At 59.4% G+C, this 25,004-nt stretch carries 14 protein-coding genes; 12 read left to right on the forward strand and 2 right to left on the reverse strand.

Annotation, left to right across the window (positions count from 1 at the left end):
- The first annotated feature begins 37 nt into the window (after nt 1-37).
- The 8 genes from QXK92_RS01160 (at nt 38) to QXK92_RS01195 (ending at nt 19,398) form a co-directional block, all read left to right on the forward strand.
- Entirely contained in the window at nt 38-3,703 is a 3,666-nt protein-coding gene (locus QXK92_RS01160) for an ATP-dependent RecD-like DNA helicase (protein WP_306239849.1), read from the forward strand.
- 537 nt (nt 3,704-4,240) lie between these two features.
- Nucleotides 4,241-7,393, forward strand: a complete 3,153-nt coding sequence (gene drmD, locus QXK92_RS01165) for a DISARM system SNF2-like helicase DrmD (RefSeq protein WP_306239850.1) — start codon at nt 4,241-4,243, stop codon at nt 7,391-7,393.
- The gene (locus QXK92_RS01170; protein ID WP_306239851.1) at nt 7,390-11,403 is read left to right on the forward strand and encodes an Eco57I restriction-modification methylase domain-containing protein; all 4,014 of its coding nucleotides are present in this window, start codon (nt 7,390-7,392) and stop codon (nt 11,401-11,403) included. The genes drmD and QXK92_RS01170 overlap by 4 nt, the downstream gene beginning before the upstream one ends.
- Nucleotides 11,400-15,062, forward strand: a complete 3,663-nt coding sequence (gene drmA, locus QXK92_RS01175; protein WP_306239852.1) for a DISARM system helicase DrmA — start codon at nt 11,400-11,402, stop codon at nt 15,060-15,062. Before QXK92_RS01170 ends, drmA begins: the two co-directional genes overlap by 4 nt.
- Nucleotides 15,059-17,128 (forward strand): DUF1998 domain-containing protein, encoded by a 2,070-nt coding sequence (drmB, locus tag QXK92_RS01180; RefSeq protein ID WP_306239853.1) that lies wholly within the window; start codon nt 15,059-15,061, stop codon nt 17,126-17,128. The genes drmA and drmB overlap by 4 nt, the downstream gene beginning before the upstream one ends.
- On the forward strand, nt 17,128-17,841 hold the full coding sequence (gene drmC / locus QXK92_RS01185; RefSeq protein WP_306239854.1) for a DISARM system phospholipase D-like protein DrmC: 714 nt from the start codon (nt 17,128-17,130) through the stop codon (nt 17,839-17,841). The genes drmB and drmC overlap by 1 nt, the downstream gene beginning before the upstream one ends.
- A complete protein-coding gene (locus QXK92_RS01190; RefSeq protein ID WP_306239855.1) occupies nt 17,841-19,004 on the forward strand; it encodes a DNA cytosine methyltransferase in 1,164 nt (387 codons plus the stop codon). The genes drmC and QXK92_RS01190 overlap by 1 nt, the downstream gene beginning before the upstream one ends.
- 28 nt (nt 19,005-19,032) lie before the next feature.
- Nucleotides 19,033-19,398: a very short patch repair endonuclease gene (locus tag QXK92_RS01195; protein WP_306239857.1), complete on the forward strand. Its 366-nt coding sequence runs from the start codon at nt 19,033-19,035 to the stop codon at nt 19,396-19,398.
- A 5-nt stretch (nt 19,399-19,403) separates the two neighbouring features.
- Here the strand turns inward: QXK92_RS01195 and QXK92_RS01200 are convergent, their stop codons facing one another.
- Nucleotides 19,404-20,288: an HNH endonuclease gene (locus QXK92_RS01200; RefSeq protein WP_306239858.1), complete on the reverse strand. Its 885-nt coding sequence runs from the start codon at nt 20,286-20,288 to the stop codon at nt 19,404-19,406.
- 178 nt (nt 20,289-20,466) lie between these two features.
- Here QXK92_RS01200 and QXK92_RS01205 point away from each other — a divergent pair, with 178 nt between their 5' ends.
- The 4 genes from QXK92_RS01205 (at nt 20,467) to QXK92_RS01220 (ending at nt 24,347) form a co-directional block, all read left to right on the forward strand.
- Nucleotides 20,467-21,432: a hypothetical protein gene (locus QXK92_RS01205; protein ID WP_306239859.1), complete on the forward strand. Its 966-nt coding sequence runs from the start codon at nt 20,467-20,469 to the stop codon at nt 21,430-21,432.
- A 28-nt stretch (nt 21,433-21,460) separates the two neighbouring features.
- Complete coding sequence (locus QXK92_RS01210; protein ID WP_306239860.1) at nt 21,461-21,856, forward strand: hypothetical protein; 396 nt, start codon at nt 21,461-21,463, stop codon at nt 21,854-21,856.
- Between the two features lie 1,070 nt (nt 21,857-22,926).
- Nucleotides 22,927-24,012: an IS630 family transposase gene (locus QXK92_RS01215; RefSeq protein ID WP_306239861.1), complete on the forward strand. Its 1,086-nt coding sequence runs from the start codon at nt 22,927-22,929 to the stop codon at nt 24,010-24,012.
- 2 nt (nt 24,013-24,014) lie between these two features.
- Entirely contained in the window at nt 24,015-24,347 is a 333-nt protein-coding gene (locus QXK92_RS01220) for a hypothetical protein (RefSeq protein ID WP_306239862.1), read from the forward strand.
- An 86-nt stretch (nt 24,348-24,433) separates the two neighbouring features.
- On the opposite strand, the gene QXK92_RS01225 is transcribed toward QXK92_RS01220, so the two are convergent.
- Complete coding sequence (locus QXK92_RS01225) at nt 24,434-24,739, reverse strand: hypothetical protein (protein ID WP_306239863.1); 306 nt, start codon at nt 24,737-24,739, stop codon at nt 24,434-24,436.
- Nucleotides 24,740-25,004 lie beyond the last annotated feature (265 nt).

A 25,004-nucleotide genomic window follows, 5' to 3' on the forward strand; every position in this document is an offset into this window, starting at 1 on the left:
TTGTCAAAGCCCACTTGACAATTCGTCATGCCTGCTATTGAAGAATATCGGCGCCAAGCGCGACGACGATTACGAAGTTGCACACGCTCTCGGGGATATGGGGCAGCTGCGCGATATCCCTTGCCTAAGTGAGCGTGGGACTTTCATGTCCTCGAGCGGCTATCAGGTAGAAAAGGTCCATCCGTACGCGACCTATGAAGCACTCAGGGGCCATCTGCAACCAACGGTGCTGAGCATGCCGCCATACGCATTCGAAGCCGTGCCGTTCCGGTGGATGGCACGTGAGACGTTCGAATCAACCCTCTGGCCGAACTGGCGCGGCGACTACGACCCCGATGCTGAAGCACGGGTAAGCCAGATCTTAGGAATAAAGAAGCCGGCCTGGATCATGGATGGGCGGAACCAACAAGCGGTCATCCGTTCCTTCTTCGAACCCGTTGTGCCCGGATCAAGTCTGGTTTTCGTCTATCTGAAGCACTCGCCGTTTCAGGATGAGCGGACCGACCGAATCCTTGTAGGTGCGGCAATGATCGAATCAATCGCATTCCCTGGGTTCTGGACACAATCTGGACAGGAGCCCTTCCCTTCTTCGATGTGGGAAACGAAGGTTGTCCACTCGCTGAGATCTGACCAACAGCGAGGAGTGCTTCTGCCGTATCAACAGCTCGTAGATTTGATGGACGATGGTGTCGACGTTTCGCGAGCGCTGGCCTGGGTGCCCGAAGGCAGAAATGCCGAATTTTCCTTCGTGACGGAACACGTCAGCAGTGACTTAGCCATCGAAGCGTTGACCTCGCTGCGCTCGGCCGCTGAGGGTATGCACGACCTTGGCGTTGACGTGCCCGCGACCGCCCTCTCTTGGATCGACAATCAGATTCACCGACTGTGGGATGAGCGGGGAGCTACACCTGGTCTGGCGGCGGTTCTGGCATACCTGCAAGTCAAACATGCACACATAATTGCGCGTGAAATATCGCTGCTCGGGCCTGATCCCTGGCAGCTATTGGAGGAGGGTTTCGCCGCCTCCGATGCATGGCCCGCTCAGCTGCGGGAGATGATCCCACCGTCAATCGGACTTGAGTGGACTCACACCGAACCTGAGCTCCGGATGGTGCTGAAGCTACTTTCGACGATGGATGTCCGCCCGGATCAGATTGCCCTGGTGATGTCGGCAAGGGCAGCGGGTGATCTCCAACCCCATGATCTGCTTGACGACCCGTATCTTGCTGCCGTTTGCACTTATTCCGATATAGAACAGATCGACGTTCGCACAGTCGATCGCGCCCTCTTCCCTCCTGCACATGCGCGCTGGAGCTCCCAGGTGCCCGACCAGTGTCGGATGTCTGACAATCGTGATTGGCGCCGCGTCCGAGCTCTTATGAACCATGGCCTACATGTTGCGGCTACAAACGGTGACACGATCATGTCGCAAGCGGCGCTGATAGAGCATGTCAATAGCATGGAACTCGTTGAGCCAGTGGCTCTTACGCCCGCGCTGCTACAAGGGTTGAAGCTAGATGCGAAGACACTTGAGCTGGGCGACTATTGGTTTCCGTTCTACGGAGCCACGCTCGGTGACGATCAGCCCGCCTACAAGTTGCTCGAGCTAGTGGACGCAAAGCGCAAGATTCTTGAATGGGTCCTACCACGGCTAGAAAGCTCGCCATACGACGTCAACTTTGATGCGCGAAAACAGATCGATGCCACGCTCGCCGCTGGCGGCCACGACCGGGTTATTGATGAGGACGAGGAAGCAGCTCGCGCGGAGAAAGCCGCAGGGTTGGCTGAGCTTTTTAGTTCTCGCATATCAGTTCTCGTCGGTCCCGCCGGGACGGGGAAGACAACGCTGTTGAAAGCGTTGGCTGATCTCTCGGAGGTCTCCAACAAGGGCGTCTTGCTGCTTGCTCCCACAGGTAAGGCGAGTGTCCAGATGAGCGTGAAGGTTGGTCGCTCCGCACGAACTCTAGCGTCGTTCCTGGTCAAGAAGGGCGGTTACGACCCAGAACGTGACACCTATCGGCAGGTGAATTCGAAATATGCCGAAGATGCTGGTTTGGTGGTCATCGACGAGGCTTCGATGCTGACCGAGGAGATGCTCGCCGCGACGCTGTCAGCGTTGGGAAATGTCCAAAGACTTGTCCTTGTTGGCGATCCTCGGCAGTTACCGCCAATCGGGCCCGGCCGACCATTTGTTGATCTTGTTAACCATCTACGTCCAGCCTCTTTTGGTACCACAGCGCGCGTTGCTCATTCTTATGTTGAGTTGACTGTCTCCCGCCGCCAGGGCGGAAGCAGCCGTGATGACGTTCTGCTTGCCCAGTGGTTCGGTGACGGCGAAGTAGGTGCTGGCGCGGATTCGGTTTGGGAGCGGCTGCGCGCAGGAACCGCTTCACACCATGTCGAACACCGCCAGTGGAGAGATGGCAACGCAGTCGAATCAATCGACGATGTACTACGTGACGCGATTGACTGGACGACGCACGCCGATCGCGAAATCGCCTTCAAACTCAGTTATGGCGGCACTGTATCGGACGATGGCAAGTACCTGAACTGGAAGACGGGCAAGGGCGGCGCGGGCGATCGGGTCGAAGGTTGGCAAATACTAAGTCCTTTCAGGTCGCGAGCCTTCGGAACGGTCGAAATCAATCGGCACATCAAGCGAGTGCTTCGCACGAAGGACCTGGCTGACGCCTTCAGGACAAAGTATGGAGCTTGGCGAAACCCGAAACCGATTGGGCCAGAGCAGATCGTCCGCGGTGACAAGGTAATGCAGACCAGGAATGATTCACGAGCGAAGGCCTATCCCAAGGACGCCGGGCTCAACTACGTGGCGAACGGCGAGATCGGAGTCGTCGTCGGGCGTTGGGGCAATAAGTTCGGCCTTCCCGCGACCGTTGAGTTCTCCTCGCAGGTCGGAGCGACATACACGTATTGGCCTGGAGGCGGCGAAGACCCACCACTCGAACTCGCGTGGGCGGTGACTGTTCATAAATCGCAAGGGTCGGAGTTCGGCACGACCATCCTCGTACTGCCCAAGCGCGTCAGGGTTTCTCGTGAGCTCCTTTACACAGCTCTCACGCGTCAGACGGACCGTGTCATCCTGCTCCATGACGGATCGGTAGACGAACTCGTAGAGCTGGCTCATCCGCGGTACTCGGAAACGGCCCGACGGCTTACAGACCTTTTCGTTGCTTCCACACCGCAGGTCGTCGAAGTTGACGGGGTGCTACAGCCTTTCGATGGAAATCTAATTCATGTTGCGGTCAACGGAGAGATGGTGCGGAGCAAGAACGAGGTCATCGTCGCGGACATCTTAGATAAAGTGGCTCCCGGACGATGGCGATACGAAGTGCTGCTACAAGGCGACGACGGATCGTGGTGCCGCCCTGACTTCACCATCAGCCGGCCGTCAGGTGTTCCTGTCTACTGGGAGCACCTTGGCAAGATGAACCAACCGACTTATGCGAGGCGGTGGGAGGAGAAGCTTGGGTGGTATCGGTCCAACGGCATACTTCCCGCGCTCGATTCCGACGGCCGACCGCTTGCTGAGATCAAAGAGGGACCCAACGGCGTGCTGGTGTGGACGGACGACGCCAAAGGCGTTGACACGCCGGCGTGGACTGAGATGGCGCGAGTAGTTATTGGATCAGGTAACGCTCCGGCCGGACATCGTCGAGGAAGCAAAGTTTCCCGGCCATCATGACTCCGATTGATCCCGAACAGACTCGTATGCCGAAATGTGATGCCCAAGTACAGGTTTAAGTGGTGCAATCTGCCATCAGAGCTGCGCGACGAGCTTCGCGAAGCTCTGATAGAAGGCGATGGCGACTCCACCGAATTGCTAGCTGCCATCTATGGAGCCAGACCCAAGGACGAGTTCGTCAGGGAAGCCTGGCCCACGCTAGTCGATTGCTGGCTCAGTCACGAAAAGCAGTCCCGACACGCAGTTGTTGTATTTATGCGGGAAGCTCGGCGAGAAGATGGCATGATCACCAACCGCAAGGCTCAGTTGGAATACCTCCGCGGGCTGAGGAACTCAAAGACACTAAGGCGAATCGTTCTTCAGGAGTTCATTATCTATGGGCAGACGGCACGAGATTCAGCCAGCGGTCGGCCTACGCCAGGGCGCCCAGCCACCGCTGTCAAGCTTGAGAAGCGATTGCGACCAGGTACCGGGGAAGTAATGACAGGCAGTACAAAGGCCTTGCCGGCCGAGACACCAAGTGTTCGCGCAGGAACGATGACGAGCGAGGGACTGTCAACGGCAGTTCCGGAGGTCGGCCAAATCGTGAATGTCCGGGGATCGAATTGGGCAGTCACCGATATTAATCAGCAGAGCCTGCCTCGGAGTGCTCACGATGACGCGGTGAGACAACTCCAGCACGCTGTGACGCTCCAGTCAGTCGAGGACGACCGACTAGGCGAAGAACTACGCGTCGTCTGGGAACTCGAGCCGGGCCGCAGCCTCAAACCGCCTCAGGATCTGCCCACGCACATTGACGCCGCAAAATTTGACTCACCGGAACGGTTAGCCGCATTCATCGATGCACTGCGATGGGGCGCAGTAACGAGCGCCGATGTGAAAACTGTTCAGGCGCCGTTCCGTTCGGGCGCCAAGGTAGAGGCGTATCAGTTGGAACCGCTCCGTCGTGCCCTGAGCGCACCGCGTGCCAATTTGCTTCTCGCCGACGACGTCGGGCTCGGTAAGACCATCGAGGCTGGCATGGTGATCCAAGAACTTCTTTTACGGCATCGGGCGCGAACGGCGATCATTGTCTGCCCGGCCGGCCTGTGCGTGAAGTGGCAGGATGAAATGCGAGACAAGTTCGGTCTCGACTTCCGGATCGTCAACTCGGATGCAATGAAGGAAGTCCGGCGCACCCACGGGGTGCACGCCAATCCATTCACGCTGTTCCCGCGCATCATCATGTCAATAGCCTGGCTGCCTGGCCCTCGTGCGCAGCGCCAACTCCGCGACGCGCTCATCACCAAGGCGCGCGGCGCAGCATCACGCTTCGCATTCGACATCCTCGTCGTCGATGAAGCTCATCATGTAGCACCGGCTACTCCGACCAGGACCGACAAAGTAGGCCTGCGCAAGGGATACGCCGTCGACTCGCAACGTACGCGGGCCGTCCGCGACCTCGCCGAATGCTCCGAACATCGGCTCTTCCTCTCAGCGACGCCCCACAACGGCTACACCGAATCCTTTACGGCCCTGTTGGAAATGATCGACCCGCAGCGGTTTGTCCGGGGCAAAGTATTTGACGAACAAGCGCTGAAAGACGTCGCGGTACGACGTTTGAAGAAAGACCTTCCAGGACAGTTCAGAGACCGCCAAGTCAAGGCGCTGACGTTCACACCTTCAGCGGACGAGGCCGAAGCCTACGACCGGCTGATCGCCTTTACGAAGCGGCGCGACAAGGCTTCCAAGGGCGATGACCACGGTGCCAAGGACATGGCGACGCTTCTGCTGAAGAAGCGGTTCTTTTCCTCACCGGTGGCTTTCGCCCGGACGATCGACGTCTACAAAGATACCCGCCAGCGCGGCCTAGCCATCGACTTCGACGCGGAATACGACGAAGTTCTCGGCCTCGATGCCGATGAACTCGAGGAAGGCCGCGTCGAACAGCCAGAGACCCAGACCCTTCAACAAACCAAGAGGGCACTACCGCCGCTGACTAGTGAGGACAAAACGGACCTCGACTGGCTCAGCGATTGGGGACACAGCTACGAAGCCCGCCCGGATACCCGGCTCGAAGTCCTCATGGATTACATCGAAGCGAACACAAAAGCCAAGGGCGACTGGCTCAACGAACGTGTGGTCATCTTCACCGAGTACGTCGACACGCTCGAATGGATCCACGGCATCTTTCGTCAGCGTGGATATGAGAATGACCGCGTCGCCGTGATCGACGGCGGCACCGACGCTGATGAACGCGAAGTGATTCGCGCACGGTTCAACACCGACCCCTCACGAGAGAAATTGCGGATCTTGCTCGCGACCGATGCGGCCGGCGAAGGCATCGATCTCCAGGACTACTGCCACCGGCTCGTCAATTTCGACATCCCGTTTAACCCCAACCGGCTTGAGCAGCGTATCGGCCGCATCGACCGTTATGGGCAGACCCACAACCCCGAGATCCGCCACTTCGCGACTGATGACAAGCAGACTCAACTCGCGGAGGACGTCGACCTGCTGGCACGGGTTGCGAAGAAGGTAGCCCAGATCATGGCTGACCTCGGTTCGGCGAACGAGATCATCGCGCCGGACCTGCAGCGCCAGCTCGGCGGTATCGACGCCGCACCCCGCAAGGGGAAGGCCGAGAAAAGCCCAATCGGGCAGATGCTCGCAGGCGGCAGAGACGTCGGTGCTGAGCTGACCAGACTGGCACAGGAGATCGCCGATAGCCGCAACACTCTCCACTTGCGCCCATCGAACCTGCAACGCGTTGTCGACGTCGCGTTCGAGCTTGACCGTCTGCCGCCTATCGAGGAAGTGGGCTCCGACCGCACGGATGTGCCGGTCTTTCGCCTACCGGCGCTCGGCAGCTCGTGGGAGCAGGTCACGCGTGGACTGACGACTGCTCTCGATCGTGAACACCTTCGTCCGATTGCCTTCGACCCGACGGTGCTCGCCGAGGACACCGATGTTGTGTACATGCATCTCGGTAGCCCGCTGCTCCAGCGCGCCACTCGCAGGCTGCGGTCCGCTCTCTGGGGTGGCGAGCGAGCATTGGAACGAGTCACCGCCGTTGTCGTTCCCGGTCTAGAGGAATCCTTCGCTGCGGCGGTCACCCGCCTGGTTCTCATCGGTAAGGCTGGCCTTCGGCTCCACGAAGAAGTGTTTCTCGCGGGCACGCGGTTGGGCCGTCGCCAGGCAGTCGGCGAGCAGCGCGCCGAGGAGTTACTCGAGAAAGCCCTCGATGCCGAAAACCTCAAGCCCGTGCCGAAACACATCGCCGAACAACTGGCGAGAGCCTGGGATGAGGAAACGGATGCTGGCCTTCGAGCGCGTGTAGCCAGGGCGGTCGCGGAGCGGGTCGAACGTCGCCAGCAAGCGGTCACGGCCCAGCTGGAAGAGCGGCGGACGGCGGATCGTGAGCGCGTCATCGTAACGTTCGATCGATTCGGTGCGACGCTCAAATCTGCTCTGGCTGAAGCCGAGGCAATCGAATCCGAACTGACGTTATTCGATGACGAGCGCCGCCAAAGTGAACGCGACCTGCGCCAGATCCGCGCGCGCTTGGATGCATTGGCTGATGAGCGTGATGCGGAGTTGGTAGCGGTAGATGCGCGGTACACCGATGTGCAGGCTCGGACGTTCCATGCCGCGGTGTTGTTCGCCCTGTCCCCGAAGGACATCGAGCGGGGAGAGGTGAGCATCCGATGAAGAAGGTTCGTCGCGGCTCTAGTCCGGATTTCAGTTGGCTGGAGCAGTTCGACGTCGATGGTCCGTTCCTGTCCTTGCCTGTGGTGAAGGGGTTTTGGCCCAGCGGGGTCGACCGGTTGGGGGATGCCGATGACCGATTGGTGACGTTCAAGCAGGGCTTCACGGTCTGGCTGCGCGCCTATGACCAACAATCGCTCAAGAGGCGTGAACAGTACGGTGAGACGGCCCGCGCCTGGGTCGACACGGTGCTCGACGAGCTCGCCGGGTGGAACGACCTTCGTCTTGGCGCCGACGAGTTGCCTGCTCAGTTCGAAATCCATTCACCGGGTGAACAAGTACGGATTCGTGCCCAAGGGGCACTACGCGGCCGGGAAAGTGGTGAGGTCGCGGCCTTGTTGCGGGTTGTTCCGCCTACTGAGGACCTTCGCGGGCCTGGCTTGGATGGGTGGGCGGCAACCGAAATCGACCGGATGGCAGGGCTTTTGCGGCAAGCAGGCGTCCCGATCGGTCTGGTCACGGATGGTCGGTGGTGGGGGATCGTTTGGGCCGAGGAAGGCACGGCGACCGGGTCGGGCATCGTTGACGCCGTCACGTGGGGTGAAGAACCGCTGCTGCGTGATGCCTTCCTGACGTTGATCGACCAGCAGCTGCTTCGGGCGAAGAATCCCGATCATCGGCTACCGCGATTGTTACAGCGAAGCGAACTCGAGGCTGAGGAGATCACCGAGGCCCTCGGCACTCAGGTTCGTAAGTCGGTCGAGCTTCTGGTGCAAGCGTTTTCCGAGGCACGACTGCTTGCGGCCGAGAATGGCGAGCCCGATCCGTTGACTGAGAAGCCTGACGATGTTTATCAGGCAGCGGTCACCGTGATGATGCGCGTGGTGTTCCTGCTGTTCGCCGAAGAGCGGGGGATGCTGCCGACCGAGCGGTTGTATTGGGATTCTTACGCCATTCGCGGGCTTCTTGATGACCTCAAAACACGCGCACTAGACGGCGAGGAACATCTCGAGGAAACACACGATGTGTGGCATCGGCTGCTCGCGGTCAGTGATGCCTTGTACTCCGGTGTGAACTACGACGAAATGCGCATGCCTGCCTACGGTGGCTCGTTGCTGGATCCGGCTCGGTTCCCGTGGCTGACGGCGACTGATCAGCATGGTTTGCGGGTGCAGGTGTCAGATCGTGTAATGCTGCATGTGCTGCAGTCGGTGCAGGAAGCCACAGTTCGCGGTGAGGCTCGTCGGATCTCATTCCGCGACATCGACGTCGAACAGATCGGCTATATCTACGAAGGTCTGCTGGGGTACACCTGTGCGACCGTCACCGACGATGTGGTGGTCGGGCTGGTTGGCAAAGTAGGCGAAGAGCCTGAGATCACGCTCCGCCATTTGAATGAGTTACGCGGAAGCACCAGCAGCAACAAGGCTTTCGTTGAACGGTTGATCGAGTGGGTGAAGAAAGGCCAACCCGCCGCAAGCTTGAAGACGGCTGCACAGTTGGTGAAGTTGACCGACGCAAAGGTTGATGAAGCAGAACTGCGGCGACTTCTCACTCCAATCACCGGGCACGGTTCCGAACTCCTCGCCGATCTGATCGGTTGGGGGAACCTGATTCGCCGTGACCTCAGGGGAATTCCGCTGGTGGTCCCGCCGGGTGGCTTGGTGGTGATGGAGACTCCGTCGCGGCGCAATGCAGGTGCGCATTACACACCGCGTTCGTTGGCAGAGGAAGTGGTCAAGTATGCGCTCGAACCGGTTGTGTATGAGCCCGGGCCGTTGCAGACGAACGATGCCGATGCATGGAAGCTGAAGTCCAGCACCGCAATCCTCGATCTTAAAGTTGCTGACATAGCTGCCGGTTCAGGAGCGTTCCTTGTCGCGGCAGCCAGGTTCCTTGCCAAGCGGGTCACAGAAGCATGGACCGAGGAAGGGATGCTGAGCGACGCTGAGCTCGCCAACCCAATACTGGCGGAGGAACGCGCCATCCGGGAAGTGGTGGCGCGTTGCCTGTACGGTGCGGACATCAATCCGATGGCTGTCGAGATGTGCAAGCTGTCGCTGTGGTTGGTGACGCTGGACAAAACGAAACCGTTCTCGTTCGTAGACGACAAGATCCTCTGCGGCAACTCGCTACTCGGCGTGACGACACTCGATCAATTGCTGCACCTACATATCGACCCCGACCGGAAGCGGAAGTTCCTACAGCCCTTCGTTGATGTCGACGCAGTTTTAGCCGAAGCAACGAGATTGCGCCGGGAACTCGCCTCGCCGGTTGATGAAAACGATCCACAACGCTCGACCTCGGGCAAGCTTCGGCTACTGCGGCGCGTCGAGGAAGTCACCGCACAATTAAGGCTGATGGCAGACGGCATCATCGCGGCTGGCCTTGTCCTCGGCGGAAAGCCGGGTACTCAATTAGAAGATGCCTACAAGTCGTTGGAATGGGCACTGGCGGAAGCTTTTCCAGGCGGTGGGTCGAGCGGCAACCGGGCGAAACTCGACGCTTTACTGAGAAAGGGCCTAATACCTACAGTCGACACCGATTACGAACGCTGGCAACTCCTGCACTGGGCCATCGAAGTCCCTGATGTCATGGGACACGGCGGCTTCGATGCCGTGGTCGGCAACCCGCCTTTCCTCGGCGGGTCAAAGATTTCCGGTGCCATGGGGCATAACATCAGCGATTGGCTCATAAACCGTGTTGCACGATCGCGTAGCGGTGGACGAGCTGATCTCGTAGCGTTTTTTTTCGTGCGAGCGCATCGTCTGCTCAGCCGTCAAGGAGTACTTGGGTTGATTGCGACAAATACAGTTGCGCAAGGAAATACGCGGGAAGTCGGGCTTGACCGTATGGTTGAGACAAGCTTCAAGATCACCCGGGCGATACAAAGTAAGAAATGGCCGGCGGCGAGTGCGAACCTTGACTATGCAGCCGTCTGGGGCACAAATATGCAAGCAGCCGAGAATGTTCTGCTCGTATGCGACGATGTGCCGGTGAAGCGAATCTCGACGCTCCTCGAACCGATTGGACGAGTTGAGGGCCGGCCAAAACGGCTCCCGGAGAACCGGGGAGTCGCATTCGAAGGTTACAAGCCATACGGTCAAGGGTTTGTGCTTGAAATCGATGAGGCGCTGCGGTGGATTGCGGATGACTCGGCTTACGCTGACGTACTGTTCCCATACCTCAATGGCGAGGATTTGAATTCTCGTCCTGACGGTTCAGCATCTCGGTGGGTGATAGATTTTAACGACCGCTCAGAGGACGAAGCTGCCAGATACGCCTTGGCTTACGAGCGTTTGCTTCGGATGGTTAAACCTGAACGGGCCGCTGGCCCACAGGAAGTACGAGAGGCCCCCTGGTGGCTCTATTGGCGGGCACGGCCGGCGTTGCGGAAGGCGATTGCGCCGCTGGACGAAGTGGTTGTCATTGCGAAAGTCAGCAAGCCTGTCATGCCGATGCGGATTAAGACTGGTCAGGTGTTCAGCGAGAAGGTCGATATCTTCGTCACGGATTCCTACGCCGCCCAGGCAATACTGTCGTCTAGTTCGCATCAACTCTGGGTGATTACTTATGGAACAACCACGCCTGCTAAGAGTCTCAATTACTCAATCTCAGCTGGGTTCGAGACTTTCCCTCGCCCAACTGAAAGTGACTTGCTTCGTGCTGTCGGTGAAGCCCTCGACATGGAAAGGAGAGAAACTATGTTGCGTCGAAATTTAGGGCTTACCGATCTTTACAATCTCATCAACGATCCCAACACCGAACGCTCTGGCGACATCAACCGCATGCGCGAGATCCACTGCCAGATCGATGAAGCCGTCATGGCAGCGTATGGCTGGTCCGACCTCAAGTTGGATCATGGCTTCCACACGTACCGTCAGGTGGAGCGATTTACAGTGTCTCCTGCTGCACGAGTCGAGATTCTCGATCGTCTACTCGAAGAAAATCAGCGCCGGGTCGGCATCGCGGGCGACAACCTGCTGGGTGAACAGGAAGAGCTGTTCTCATGACCGTCAGCCGGTCGACTGTCATTCGCGCCGAGCTGGTGCAACTGGTTGAGCGCGAGCTCGTGGGACCGCGCAACGGCGATATGGAAGAGATTAGGGGCACGCCTCGTGCCGCCTATGCGGTTGGCGCGCTAGCGCCGGTGACCGTCGACCCATCTACGGCAATAGGGGTGGACGTCGAATCGAGCGATCCAAATGAGAGCGGCATTGCGGTGAACGACACCGACGTTAAACATGCCGATCAACGTGGCGTGCCGGTAGTCACGGATGAGGAACCGGGTGATGCCCAAGAGGACGAAGAAAGAGACGAAGGCCCTAGAGGTGCGCTGACGCATCCATCCTCGATGGGCATGCGGTTTCAGGTTCCCGTCGACTGCGGAGTACTCGCCGTCAAAACTTCCTGGGGACGGTACGAGACCTTACGGCGAGAAGGCAACGACGGTCGCAAAGTCCAGTGGTCGCGTCGAATCCCTGTCGGAACGATTTCAGAGGTCGATGTCCGCGGCTACAGCAGCCACACGTCATTGCCGCCAATCCCACTTGATGAATTTGTCTCACTGCGGGTCGAACTTTTCCCGCGGGCTGACCGCGTGATCGTCGAGCTGGCGCTCTCCAACGACAAAGTCACCGATATCAACGCACCGCCTGGTGACTGGCTATTTCAGACCAAGCTCAAAGTTGAGGCGAACAATGGTGAACCCGTCTTCCTGCCTACTCGGGACGTGCTGCAGCCGGGTTACGACGAAACCGACGAAGAGCGGCAGCGGCTGGATCTTCAGTACCGTCACCGACTCGAGTTCGCCGTCGGGCGTACGACATCCGTCACTTGGAATGAGCCAACCGACTCCCACGGCAACGGTATTCGTCGTGCTGCCAGCGTCGAGACCACTTGGCTTCCGACGGCTGAAGTCCCGCAAACTATACCCGGGTCGGCGGGTGCGGCCATCACCTCGATGCGTGAACTTGCCGACCTCGCACCGGAACAGGTCATTGACGCATTCAGCCCGCTTATCGACGGCTATACCGATTGGCTCGACCAGCAACGAGCCATTGCTGAGCAGCTTCCCGAACACCTGCAGGAGTCTGCAGCGAACGCCATCGCCGAGGCAGAGCTCGGGGCTGCTCGGTTGCGCGAAGGCGTGGAGTATCTGAATTCCCAGCCCGAAGCGTTGCAAGCGTTCCGATTCATGAATCGAGCGATGCGCGATCAGCGCATTCGCAGCCAGGTCGCCATGCGACGCGCCGCCGATGATTCCGAGACCATCGGGGACGCGCTAAGTGCGATTGACGCCAAAGGCGATGAGGCAGCATCTTGGCGGCCCTTCCAGCTCGCATTCATTCTGCTGCAAATCCCGGCGCTCACAGATCCGGCGCACCCATTCCGCAGCGGTGACGCGGCCAACGTCGAACTCCTGTTCTTCCCCACCGGTGGCGGTAAGACCGAAGCCTATCTCGGCCTGGCTGCCTACACGTTCGCGATCCGTCGCTTGCAGGGCAAGATCGATACGGATGATGGTGTGCTCAATGGCGGCGACGGAGTCGCTGTTCTCATGCGGTACACGCTGCGCTTGCTCACGTCTCAACAGTTTCAGCGCGCAACCGCTCTCGTCTGTGCGGCCGAGCTCATCCGGCACGAGGATCCTTCGACCTGGGGCGAGACGCCCTTCACCATCGGGCTTTGGGTCGGAACCGCTGTCAGCCCAAAGCGGTTCGAGGACGCGAAAACACAAGTAGAAGAAGTGAAGTCGGGCAACAGCAAGCCCTTCGGCTTGACGGTGCTCCAGTTGCAGCGGTGCCCCTGGTGCGGCACCAAGATCGACCCGAAGCGAGATCTCCAAGTCGACCGAACTGCCGAACGCATCGAAGTCTATTGCGGAGAGCGTCGCGGTGAATGCCCGTTCGGCATTGACGGTAACGCCGATGGACCTCTACCGATCCTGACCGTGGACGACGAAATCTATCGCCATCCACCGACATTCTTACTTGCAACCGTGGACAAGTTCGCGCGACTGGCGCGCGAAGGTCAGGCCGCGAGTCTATTCGGATATGTAAACGAATCGTGTCCTCGGCACGGATACCGTCACCCGGACAGCGGCGGACTGTGCGGCAAGGGCGCTTCGCACAATGCCGTCAAAGGTGGTCGTCGGGACTATCCGAAAGTTGCAGTCCAACATGTAGATAGGCTGCGCCCGCCGGATCTGATCATCCAAGATGAGTTGCACCTGATCACCGGCGCTCTGGGCACTTCAGTCGGTGTCTTCGAAAACGCCATCGATGTGCTGTGCTCGTATCAACGCGACGGCGCGGTGGTCCGTCCATTGATTGTCGCGTCTACCGCCACCGTCCGTAACGCAGAACAGCAAGTACAGGCGCTCTATGGTCGAGGCGTCGACATGTTCCCACCACAAGTGCTCGACGTGCGGGACACGTACTTCTCGAAAGAGGTGCCTGTCAGCGACGACGCACCTGGACGCAAGTACCTCGGCGTGTGCGCACACGGAATCAGGTTGACACTAGCTGAGATTCGGATCGCTGAAGTGCTGCTCCTCGCCGGGCAAGACTTGCTCAACAAGGCCGGCACGGCTGCCGACCCGTATATGACGACCGTCGCATACTTCTCGGCAACACGAGAACTCGCTGGTATGCGCCGCTACCTCGATGATGACGTCACGACCCGCGTCACCGGCAGAACCGAGCCCTTCCCGCCTCGAACCAATGACTTTGAGCGGCTCGAAATCGGCGAACTGACTTCACGGATCTCCTCGGAAGACATCTCGGTAAACCTCGACAAACTTTCGTTGCCATTCACTGAGCGATGGAGCACGCAGGGGCGGCAGAAGTACTTCGACGACCGCGATGCCGCTCGCAAGGCTGGAAAGCCGGAGCCTGACTGGGGGACCAAGCCTTTCGATTTCGTTCTCGCGACGTCGATGCTTCAAGTGGGTGTCGACGTTCCCAGACTCGGTCTCATGCTCGTCGTCGGGCAGCCAAAGAACACGGCCGAATACATCCAGGCCTCCTCCCGCGTCGGCCGTGATCCATCAAAGCCGGGTCTTGTTGTGTCGCTCGCAAATTGGTCCAGGCCCCGCGACATGGCCCACTTCGAGCAGTTCCGCCACTACCACGAAACCTTCTACGCCCAGGTCGAAGCATTGAGCGTCACACCTTATTCGGATACTGCGATGGAGCGTGGTCTCATGGGCGTGCTCGTCAGTGTTGCGCGGGTGACGCAGGCACGGATAAGCGCCGGTCTTTCACCTGAAGAAGGCGCGGGTGAGATCCTGGAGTCGATGGCGAAGGTGAGCGAGCTCATCGAGCAGCTGACAGCACGAGCCGTCCCCGCTGTCGAAGATGCGGCTGCTGCGGACAGGCTGCGACTCAAATTGATTCAGCGGCAAGACCGTTGGTACGGGAAGGCGGAAGAGACCCAGGGCGCCCTGTTCTACGAGCGTGTTCCGAAGAATGCCACAGCGTGGCCCCTGCTGATCAGCCCAGAATCCTCGCTGATGAAGCCCGCCGATCAAGTATTCGTAGTCGCGAACTCGATGCGCGAGGTGCAGCCAGAGTTGAATCTTCTGGTCAGCCCCACGACGGAGAATCTGGCGTTCCGAGAGAAGCCCAATTACCCGAAGTGGAACGTCCCCGTAGAGAGCAAGAAGTGACCGAATCGCTAGCCGGAGCCGGCATCCTCGAAGGCTTAGAGCCTATAGCCGCGGGCGCCGAGCCCCTGGATCCGATCGCGGATGCCGAAGCCAAGACGTCGAAGAACTACGCGCGTGTGGGATCCATACGGCCATCCGCGATGCTGTACACGAATGGCATCGGAGCAACGGTCGACTTGCCGCACTTCGCCGTGATGCCGTCGGGTCTCGATGCGTGGGAGCGGGTATACGCGCGCCGACCCGGCGGAGCAGAGACGATCGCCGAACCTCGTCTGTTGGAGCTGACGCGGGGACACTTGGGTAGCCAGGTCGCTGAGCTTTGTAAGCCGCCGTGGGCACCGGAAGAGAAGGGGTGGGCGGCGGGGTCGGCCATCGATCTCGGGATTCCTTGCCGAATTTTCCCGCAATGGTTGCGTTGCACGGGCTGTGGCCTGCTGGCGCCGGTGTCGCATGAGCGGTTCAAATACCGAAATGTTGTCAAATACCGACCGGACCAGGCGGAGTTCTTGCACGAGAACTGCAAGGGCTTCGAAGGAAAGAAGAAGGCTTTCCGAGCGGTTGCGTTACCTGCGCGCTACTTGATTGCGTGTGTGAACGGTCATCTCGACGAGTTCCCGTATGACGCATGGGTTCACCGAGGCAATCCCTGTCCGTCAGGTGACAAGTTTCCGACTCTCAGGATGAGGGAATGGAAGAGCAACATCGGTCCGGACGTACAGATCCACTGTCTCGCATGCCGGCAGAGCCGCGGAATGCTCGAAGCCGTTGGGCCCAAGGCAGCCGAGAAGCTCCCGATGTGCCGGGGGCGGCACCCACACCTTGACGCCTTCTACAAGTGCGACCAACGAGGGCGCCTGTTGATGCTTGGGGCGGCCAACCAGTGGTTTGCGTCCACCATCGGGTTGCTCGCCCTGCCGACAGAACAGGCCGCCTCAGCGGCAGACCTTGCCTCGTTGTTGCGAACGCTGCCGAAAGTGGATCTCGATGACCTACAGAGTGTCGCCGAAATGAAGATGTTTCGGAAGTTAGCAGCGATGGCACTCAAGACTGACGTATTCGATGGCGTCGCTGATGAATTGCTTTGGGAGTCAGTGCAGATCGCGCGCGGGTCTGCGAACGCGAAAGTCGAGGATACATCGGAACAGCAGACAGATCCACGCACCATTCTTGCGCCTGAGTGGGCAGTGCTCACCGACGAAACGAAATACACACAGATGAGCGGCTCGCGCGACTTCCGAGCTGTCCGTCGTGACGTTCCCAAGTCATTGCAACCAGTGGTGTCAGCGGTTGCCGCGGTTGAGAAGCTGAAGAAGGTCAACGCTTTCATCGGTTTCACGAGGATCGACGCTCTTGATCGAATCGACGACGCGACTGCCCGTGTGGCTCCCCTGTGCACCAACGGCAAGCCGACGTGGGTGCCGGCCACTGAGGACAGGGGCGAAGGAGTCTTCCTGCAGTTCGACGAGTCAGTCGTTTCGTCCTGGGAGCAACAAGTCCTCACTCTGCCTATGTGGGAGGCGTTTCGCCAAGCACATCGTCTGAACTTCCAACGCCGCACGAGCAAGACGGCCGATGACATTGATCCAGATTCTCGCTTCCCTGCACCGCGTTACTGGGCGATTCATACGTTGTCGCACTTGCTCATTCGTCAGGCAGCGATGTCGAGTGGATACGGCAGCGCAAGCTTGACCGAGCGAATCTACGCCTGGCGGGCAGATGACGAGCATCCGGCAGCCGCCGGACTCTTGATCTGCACAACTGCGTCTGATGGGGAAGGCACACTTGGCGGCCTTGTTGAGCTCGCCAAGCCGGCCAAACTGGAGCGACTGTTCGTAGACGCAATCCGCCGCGGACAAAGATGCTCTTCGGATCCGATCTGTTCGCATCGCGTACCCAAGGGCAAGGAGGAATTCCTCCATGGCGCCGCATGCCATTTCTGTCTTTTCCTCAGCGAGACCAGCTGCGAGCGAACGAACCGATTCCTCGATCGGCGCCTGCTGCTTGGGTTGATGACCGACGAAGATATCCGGACACCGGCCCTGCTGGAAGGGCTTTCGATCCTCTGATGAGTAGCGCGGAGGTTGCGCGGCTGGGTGAGTTGCTCAGCTCCGAGGAGGCCAGATCGGTCGCCGCGGCTCTTCGCCAGCTCAAGCTGCCCCATCTTGCGGCTAAGCGTGCGTACCCAGAACATCGACCGGAGGTGCAGCGGCTGTTGCGGCAGCTGCTCGGCGCTGACTGTGACTTACTTCAAGTCGCGGCAGTGCTTGATGGAATCGCAGCGGTGCCGCAGGTGGAAAGGCCGGTTCCGGTGTGGACATCTCCGTCGGTTCCCGGGTCCGGCGGGCACACCACCCTCGCAGCACTAGACATGATCAACGGAGCGACGGGCTTTGTATATGCGGCGACGTACTCGGCTGGCAAGGATTCGCCCCATTTGCTTGCCCTCCGCAATGCGCTGGACCGTGGGGTGGCGGTAACTGTCGTGGTGGACGTCAAAGAGCGTGCTGACCACGCCGTCATGATCTGCAAGGCGTTGAATGGGGCGCGAACGTGGACACTGGCCCAACCGGAGGGCGGTCAGTGGGCGATTCAGCATTCCAAGCTAATTACGGTCGATGACACGACAGCGTTCGTCACAAGCGCCAACTTCTCAACCGCGGGAGCCAAGCGAAGTCTCGAATGCGGGATGCTGACACGAGATTCGCTTGTAGCAATGAGCCTGCGTGAACACCTGCAGAATCTGCATACGCATGGCATCTTGATTGATTTCATACCGTGATGGACTATCGGGACCAAATGTTCAAGCATCGTGATGTGGCCGCAGTAGGACTCTTTTCAGGTATCGGCGGGTTCGAGTTGGGATTTGCGCGCGCTGGGATAAAGACCAATCTGCTTTGCGAGTCGTGGGAGCCAGCTGTGGAGGTTCTGCGGCGCAACTTCGGTACCGAAATTGTCGGGGACATTCGCGCTGTTCATTCGCTGCCGACATGCGACGTGGTCACCGCAGGTTTTCCTTGTACCGATCTCAGTCAGGTTGGCCGCACGGCGGGCATCGACGGAGTCGAATCCGGCTTGATTCGTGAAGTCTTTCGGCTGGTGGCCCGGAGCGCAGCGACATGGGTCGTGCTTGAGAACGTCCCTAACATGCTCAGTCTGCATGGTGGAGCACCAATTCGCTTTATCACGCAGTGGTTTGAAGAGCACGGTTGGAATTGGGCCTATCGAACGATCGACTCGCAATACTGCGGTGTTCGGCAACGCCGCCGCCGGGTTCTCGTTGTTGCGTCGCGGACCGAGGACCCACGCGCCGTCATCTTCGCCGACGATGCACCGCCACGTCCTGGACGTGAAAGTCACCGCGCATACGGTTTCTATTGGACCGAAGGCAATCGCGGTATGGGTTGGGGCAAAGGTGTCACTCCCACGCTCAAAGGTGGATCGAAGATCGGTATTGCGTCGCCTCCGGGAATATGGCTATGCGACCAGCAGCCCGGATATGCGATTGCGCGTCCGTCCATCAAGGCAGGTGAGCGGTTACAAGGCTTCCCGGCTGGCTGGACATCCCATGCTGGAACAGAGGGCATTCGGTGGAAACTAGTGGGCAATGCCGTGACTGTGCCCGTCGCAAAGTGGTTGGGACGAAGGCTTGTTGACCCCGGCGAGCCCGTCGACGTCGAGCGCCGGGAACTTGCGGGTAGTCGGTGGCCACCGGCAGCCGCATCGATTGGCGGCCACAAGGAGACTTGGTGTGTGAGTGAGCGACCCTTGCAGATCGCATCGCGGGCATCGTTGGCGGCGGTGCTGGACCACTATGGTGCGTTGCCGCTCAGCCTTGGAGCCACTCGCGGCTTCGCCAAGCGCCTGAAGGCGAGTAGTTTACGAATCAGGTCCGACTTCGTCGATGCCTTGGACACCCACATAAATGCCCTCGAAAGGTCCTGAACCCCTCGATGATGTGACGCGCCGGAGGATGCAGAGGCAGCGTCAAAAGGGCACAGCTTTGGAGATTGCTATACGAAAGCGGTTGCATGGCATGGGCTTTCGATTTCGTGTCGACTTTCGACCTGACAAGTCGGTGCGCTGTCGAGGTGACATCGTGTTCACGCGGCGAAAGACCGTCGTTTTCGTGGACGGCTGCTTCTGGCACGGATGCCCCTTGCACGGCACGATGCCCGCGAATAACGCAGAGTGGTGGAGAGCGAAACTTGCTGCTAATGCGGAGCGCGACCGTCGGAATACCCTCGCTCTCAACCAACTTGGGTGGACGGTCATTCGCATTTGGGAACATGAAGAGATCGAATCAGCCGTCGAGCAGATACGCGGCTCCGTTCGCTAGTCTTCTCAACTAGCGGACTTGAATTCGTCAAACCGCTCTGCGAGGCGGTCTTTCGAGGGTCGGTCAGCGTGCCGTTTAGGCAGGGTCAGGGCTCGGCCATTCATTTCTTGGAGACCGTGCTGAAGCATAGGTCCGTCTGTGTCCTCCATCAGTCCCGCGTTGATTTGAACAACGTAGTCGGGAGATATGCCGAGAAGGTTCGTGTCGTAGGCGGCATGATGGATCTTGCAGAGGCTAAGCCCATTCTCGACTAGCGGAAGTCCGTGAGGTTTGTCATCACTGATAATGTGGGCGGCGTCAAGTAACTTACCGTGTCTGAGTGTGCAAACTGCACAACTCTCGTTGTACGCCAACATGATTCGCCCGCGGAACTCGGGCTGGTGGAGGCGTTGCTTCATGATTCGCTCTGCGTACGCGCGCTCGGGAGCGGTCAGGCGGAGCGGGTCTCCGATCTCTCGAAGGCTCTCGTCCAGCGCGATGAAGAACTTTCGGTTGGCGATGTCATCGCTGACGACATAGGCCGGAAATACGGGTACGTAGATGCTGGGCCGGAGCTTTCGAAGCAGGATGATCGGTAGCCCTAGTTCATATGCTCGCCGCAGCTTCGTATTATCGCCTTCGGTGTTGCCCTTCCGGTAGTCATACGCGAAGAGCGTCTCGCTGATATGTGTATCCGCGTAAGGACCGTCGGGGCTCGACACAATCGACAGGGTGGCGGCGAGATCTTGAGGATTCCAGATTCCTCTGCTTTGGTCGATGACGCGGCGGCTCTGGTCGCCTATTTGTAGCGAATTCAGTTCGGCTCGTGTGACGACTCCATGCTCGGCCGCGATCTCAGCAAGCCGGCCAAAGATCAGCTGGCGCAGGTGTAGCTCCGCAGCACTGTCCATTCACAATGCTTAGCACTTTGAAGCTGGTTGGTCCGGCATTTCGCTGATGCAGCGGCCGTTACCGCGTGCAGACGGGTCGTAGCGTCTAGCGGAAGTTGCTGCGATTGTCAGCGCTGGGTGGCAGACTGTGGCTGTCAAAAAGGGGGAACACATGGTTTTGCCGCTGATACCTGCGATCTTGATCGGCGTCGGTGCGCTCACAGGTGGGGGTGGAGTCGCGCTCGGTGGTAAGGGTGCGCTCGACATCAAGAAGGCGGTTGATGACCTCAACAACGCTCGCGCGCGGTACGAACAGCGTCGATCCGAGAGCATTGCGCGGGTCGGTGAGACGAACGATCGGGTGATCGCCCTAGGACGCCGTCAAAGAGAGGCGATCACGGACGTCGTGGTCAGCATGGCCGATTTCTTGCGACGCCACGAGAGGCAGGTGAGGGAGCACGAGCGACTACTGCTTGATGGCATCGAAGCTGAGCTCAACCTCGTAGTAGGGCCTGGCGGTGTGGATCTCAATCTCGGAGCATGGGTCGCTGGACTGCTCGGCTCCGCCGGCGCTGCAGCCGGAACTGGTGTAGGAGTGACCACAGTGGCCACTGCAGTGGGCACGGCAGGTACCGGAGCGTCAATCTCAGGCCTTTCAGGTGTAGCAGCGGAAGGCGCAATGCTGGCTTGGCTCGGTGGAGGGACGCTCGCATCAGGCGGAGGTGGCATGGCCCTAGGCGCTACCGCGCTGAACGTTGTGACGGTGGGCCCGGCGCTGCTGGTCGGAGGCTTCATGGTGATGGGGCAGGGCCAGAAGGCGCTTACCAAAGCCGCGGCTTTCCAAGCTGAAATCGCAGTGGCAATCGCAGAGATTGACGAGACGGACGCTCGACTGCATGCGATCGATGCCCGGGTCGAAGAATTGAGCGCAGTATTGGCCGACCTCGTTGTGCGTGGGGTGGAGGCGTTGGATGTCTTGGAATCCGACCCGTTTGACCCTGTCGCTCACACCGACAGATTTCAACGCGCACTCAGTCTGGCTGTTGCCGTTCGTGACGTCGCGGCCGCGCAGATACTTGACGAGTCAGGCGATCTGACCGTGGAAAGCGCGTCAGTGGTGATCAAGTACCGGGCGATGGACGGGGGTGAGCCCGAAAATGCCTGAAGAGCCAAGAGTGCACCAAGCTCGCGTCGTGGGAACGCCGTCCGGGCCTACATCGTCGCTGGACCCCTTCGCTGCACCCGGCCAGATCGTGGACGCAGCTCGTGAATTCGGCAAGATATACCAAACCGAGCACACCACCAGGGCGCGTATCAACGCATACGTGGATACGGAAGTAACGCGGATAAAGACCGCTGAAGCAGTATTGACGAGGTATTTCGAGAAGGTCTTCGAGGAGCGACGGGTCAACTTTCAGGAATTGTTTTCTCGGCTAGATACCGCTCTTGAACAACGGGATGGGGCGGCGATAACCAACATCGTATGCGGCATCGTCGACATCGCACGATCGTCGCCGTTGGCCGATCTTGGCGATTTGAGTCAGATCAGAGCCGCTCTTGACGACCCGGACCAGGTCTGGGAACTCTAAGCCCTTCGGCATGATCCCTGTGGCACCGGCGTTCATGCAACCGAGAGTTTCTTCGAACACCAGATGGCTACGAGCAACGACCGATTAATTTGCTTTAGCAACAGCTTCGGCGTTGTCGCGGGATCTGGCGCGGTGGTTCCATGGACTGAGTCGGACTTCCAATTCGCGGCTAGATTCCAGCATCCATATAACAAGATTCGACCTAACGCTACGCAGGCAGAACCTTCGCCCGATCGGTTGCCATCCGAAACGGCCACTGACCTACCCGCTGCCCACGGGTGCTTAGGTCGAGAGAGATCAGCGCGAGCCGGGCCCACTTGCCGACCACCGGTTCAACGGTGGTGACGCCCACCTGCCCCCTCGGTCGGTGTCGGCTCGTCCGTGAAATCCGGCGACCGGGAGTGGGGCACATTAAAATATGCAATGCGCACGCGCGACCAATGTCGAGTGGCTCCGCCCAGTGAACATACGTCTGCGAAGATCGGACGCCATGAGCAATAAACCGACATCTGATGCGAAAATGGCAGCGAGTAGTAGCTGCACGGCGGACGAGGATAGGGAAGACGCAGAAGCTAAGTACGCCGCCATGCAACTTCCGGTCTTCCACGGCACCAGACGGTCCAGCGCGGAGGCAATCATGCTAAACGGCTTCGAGGCGACATCCGTTGCCGACCAAATATCGGCTGTTGCAGTCAGATACGACGTTTCGCTGAGCGAGGTACGAGGCCACCTTCGGCGGATGAAGTGATTCGCTGACCTGGATGACAGGCTGGGGACTGTGTCGCTCACAGCCGATCCAGAGCGGGCCGGCGGCTGGGCGAATCGAGCACCCGAGGCGACCTGGGAAGCGCTGTGGTCCGTGTTCGCGCTGCGGCACCAGGAGCTGGGCGACGCTTACTATCAATCTGGCAAAGGTCATTTTTGGGTCATGGCTCAGATGATGTCTGATCCGCCCGTCGTCCTTGCGGCTACGGCCCCGATAGCGACGCTTCGAGCTTGGCAGTGGCCTGCTGGCGACAGTGCCCTAGTGTCCTGAGTCATTAATTACGGCTCAGTTGGTAAACTGAGTTGTGCCCAATCCGCAGGCTGCCGTGATCGAGTTGACCGATGCTGAACGTGCCGAGTTGGAGGGGTGGGCGCGGCGTCGGACCAGTGCGGCGGGGTTGGCTTTGAGGTCGCGAATTGTGTTGGCGGCTGCTGATGGTGAGTCCAATACCGACATGGCCGCTCGGATGGGGATCTCGCGGTCAACGGTCAAGCGGTGGCGAAACCGATTTGTGGAGTTGCGCTGTGACGGCCTGCTCGACGAACCGCGTCCCGGCCGGCCTCGGGTCGTAGGTGACGAGCAGATCAAGGCGCTGATCACCAAGACGCTGGAGAGCGCTCCGCGGGATGCCACGCATTGGTCGACGCGGTCGATGGCTGAGCATCTCGGGTTGAGTCAGTCGATGGTCTCGCGGGTCTGGCGGGCGTTCGGATTGGCCCCGCACAAACAAGATTCGTGGAAACTGTCCAAGGATCCGCTGTTTGTCGAGAAGGTCCGCGACGTGGTCGGGCTTTATCTGGATCCGCCGGAGCGCGCACTGGTGCTGTGTGTTGATGAGAAGACCCAGATCCAAGCGCTCAACCGCACTCAGCCGGTGTTCCCGATGCTGCCCGGCACGCCCGCGCGGGCCAGCCATGATTACGTTCGGCACGGCACCTCGAGTTTGTACGCCGCGTTGGACCTGGCCTCTGGTCAGGTGATCGGCTCGTTGCACGCCCGTCACCGGTCCCAGGAGTTCTTGGCATTCCTGAAAAAGGTCGATACCGAAGTCCCCGCCGACCTCGATGTTCACCTGGTGCTCGATAATGCCTCAACACACAAGACCCCAGCGGTAAAGCGTTGGCTGTCAACCCATCCCAGATTCGTCCTGCACTTCACCCCGACCAGCTCCTCATGGCTCAACCTCGTCGAGCGCTGGTTCGCCGAGTTGACCACCAAGAAACTGCGCCGCGGCACCCACACCTCGGTACGCCAACTCAACGCCGACATCCGCGCCTGGATTCAAAGCTGGAACGACAACCCCCGCCCCTACGTCTGGACCAAGACCGCCGACCAAATCCTAGCCAGCATCGGCAACTACTGCACCAGAATTAATGACTCAGGACACTAGAGATGCTTGAACGTCTCGTTGGCCAGGGCTGTAACGCCGACGCCTTCATCAAGCGTTATACGCGCACGCCAGAGTGGCGTGCAAAAGTTGATCAAGTCACTTTTGTCGCCTATGAGCAGAAACCAACTCGCCTTGAACGACACGAAATCATATTCATGTCGGGCGGAGGCCCTGACAGCTTCAATGAGCAACTGCGAGCGGGGTATTGGGGGCAACCCGGCGGTTACGACCAAGCTGGGATGCCTTGGTGGCCGTTTGAAGAGGTCTGGTCGAGGCTCAGCGAAGAGCGCCGTTCACAGCTGGAATATATTGCTGGACAAAGTCTGTCATCGTAGATCATGACGTCGCGTGTCGGTGTCGCGTGCTTGAGAGGCTTGTGGACTCTGACATTGTCACGTCCAGTTGCCGGTTACGGCTCGGTTCATTGCTTGTCGACGGGAGAACTCTGAAGCGTGAGTATGTGGCGGGAAAGGTGGCGATACTTCGACCGCTCCTTTTTACCCGCACTTTCGACATCGAGTATGAGCAGCCCAGCGATCCGCGCGCTCGGTATGTTTACGTGCTCTACGATCTCACGTAGCCCCGCCCAATCCGCTTGAGCCTCAAGATAATCGACGACCTGCTCGGAGTGTGGTTGCGCTGGAATGCGGTGGTCGAGGGGCATCTGCCGGATGTCTTTGTCTCGCTCACTTAACGGTAAGACCACATCGGCGGTGGTCGACAGCACGGCCCGCCCGTCTCACCGGCTGGTGGTTCGCCACAGGGGAGTCCAGCGACTGAAAGTGGATGACGAAGGAGAGATCAGGCTAGTCGAAACCCATGCCTAGCGCCGAAGTCGCGGTCGTCGAGGAACTCCGCTGAAGGTCCCAATGCCTGCCGGAGGACCGCCATCGCAGCGTCCTCGAAGCCAGTGGTCACGTCCTCCGAGCTTTCCGGGCGAGCCGTCGTTGACCTGGGGAGCGTAGCGGACGGGGGAGACACAGGCTCGATGA

Source organism: Mycobacterium sp. TY815, from assembly GCF_030755135.1.
Lineage (GTDB): Bacteria > Actinomycetota > Actinomycetes > Mycobacteriales > Mycobacteriaceae > Mycobacterium.

Bases quoted from the DNA above. Each gene is read 5' to 3' on its own strand.
- drmA (WP_306239852.1), top strand. From the start codon at position 11,400: ATGACCGTCAGCCGGTCGACTGTCATTCGCGCCGAGCTGGTGCAACTG.
- drmC (WP_306239854.1), top strand. From the start codon at position 17,128: ATGAGTAGCGCGGAGGTTGCGCGGCTGGGTGAGTTGCTCAGCTCCGAG.
- drmD (WP_306239850.1), top strand. From the start codon at position 4,241: ATGACGAGCGAGGGACTGTCAACGGCAGTTCCGGAGGTCGGCCAAATC.
- QXK92_RS01195 (WP_306239857.1), top strand. From the start codon at position 19,033: ATGCAGAGGCAGCGTCAAAAGGGCACAGCTTTGGAGATTGCTATACGA.
- QXK92_RS01190 (WP_306239855.1), top strand. From the start codon at position 17,841: ATGGACTATCGGGACCAAATGTTCAAGCATCGTGATGTGGCCGCAGTA.
- QXK92_RS01170 (WP_306239851.1), top strand. From the start codon at position 7,390: ATGAAGAAGGTTCGTCGCGGCTCTAGTCCGGATTTCAGTTGGCTGGAG.
- QXK92_RS01220 (WP_306239862.1), top strand. From the start codon at position 24,015: ATGCTTGAACGTCTCGTTGGCCAGGGCTGTAACGCCGACGCCTTCATC.
- QXK92_RS01200 (WP_306239858.1), bottom strand. From the start codon at position 20,288: ATGGACAGTGCTGCGGAGCTACACCTGCGCCAGCTGATCTTTGGCCGG.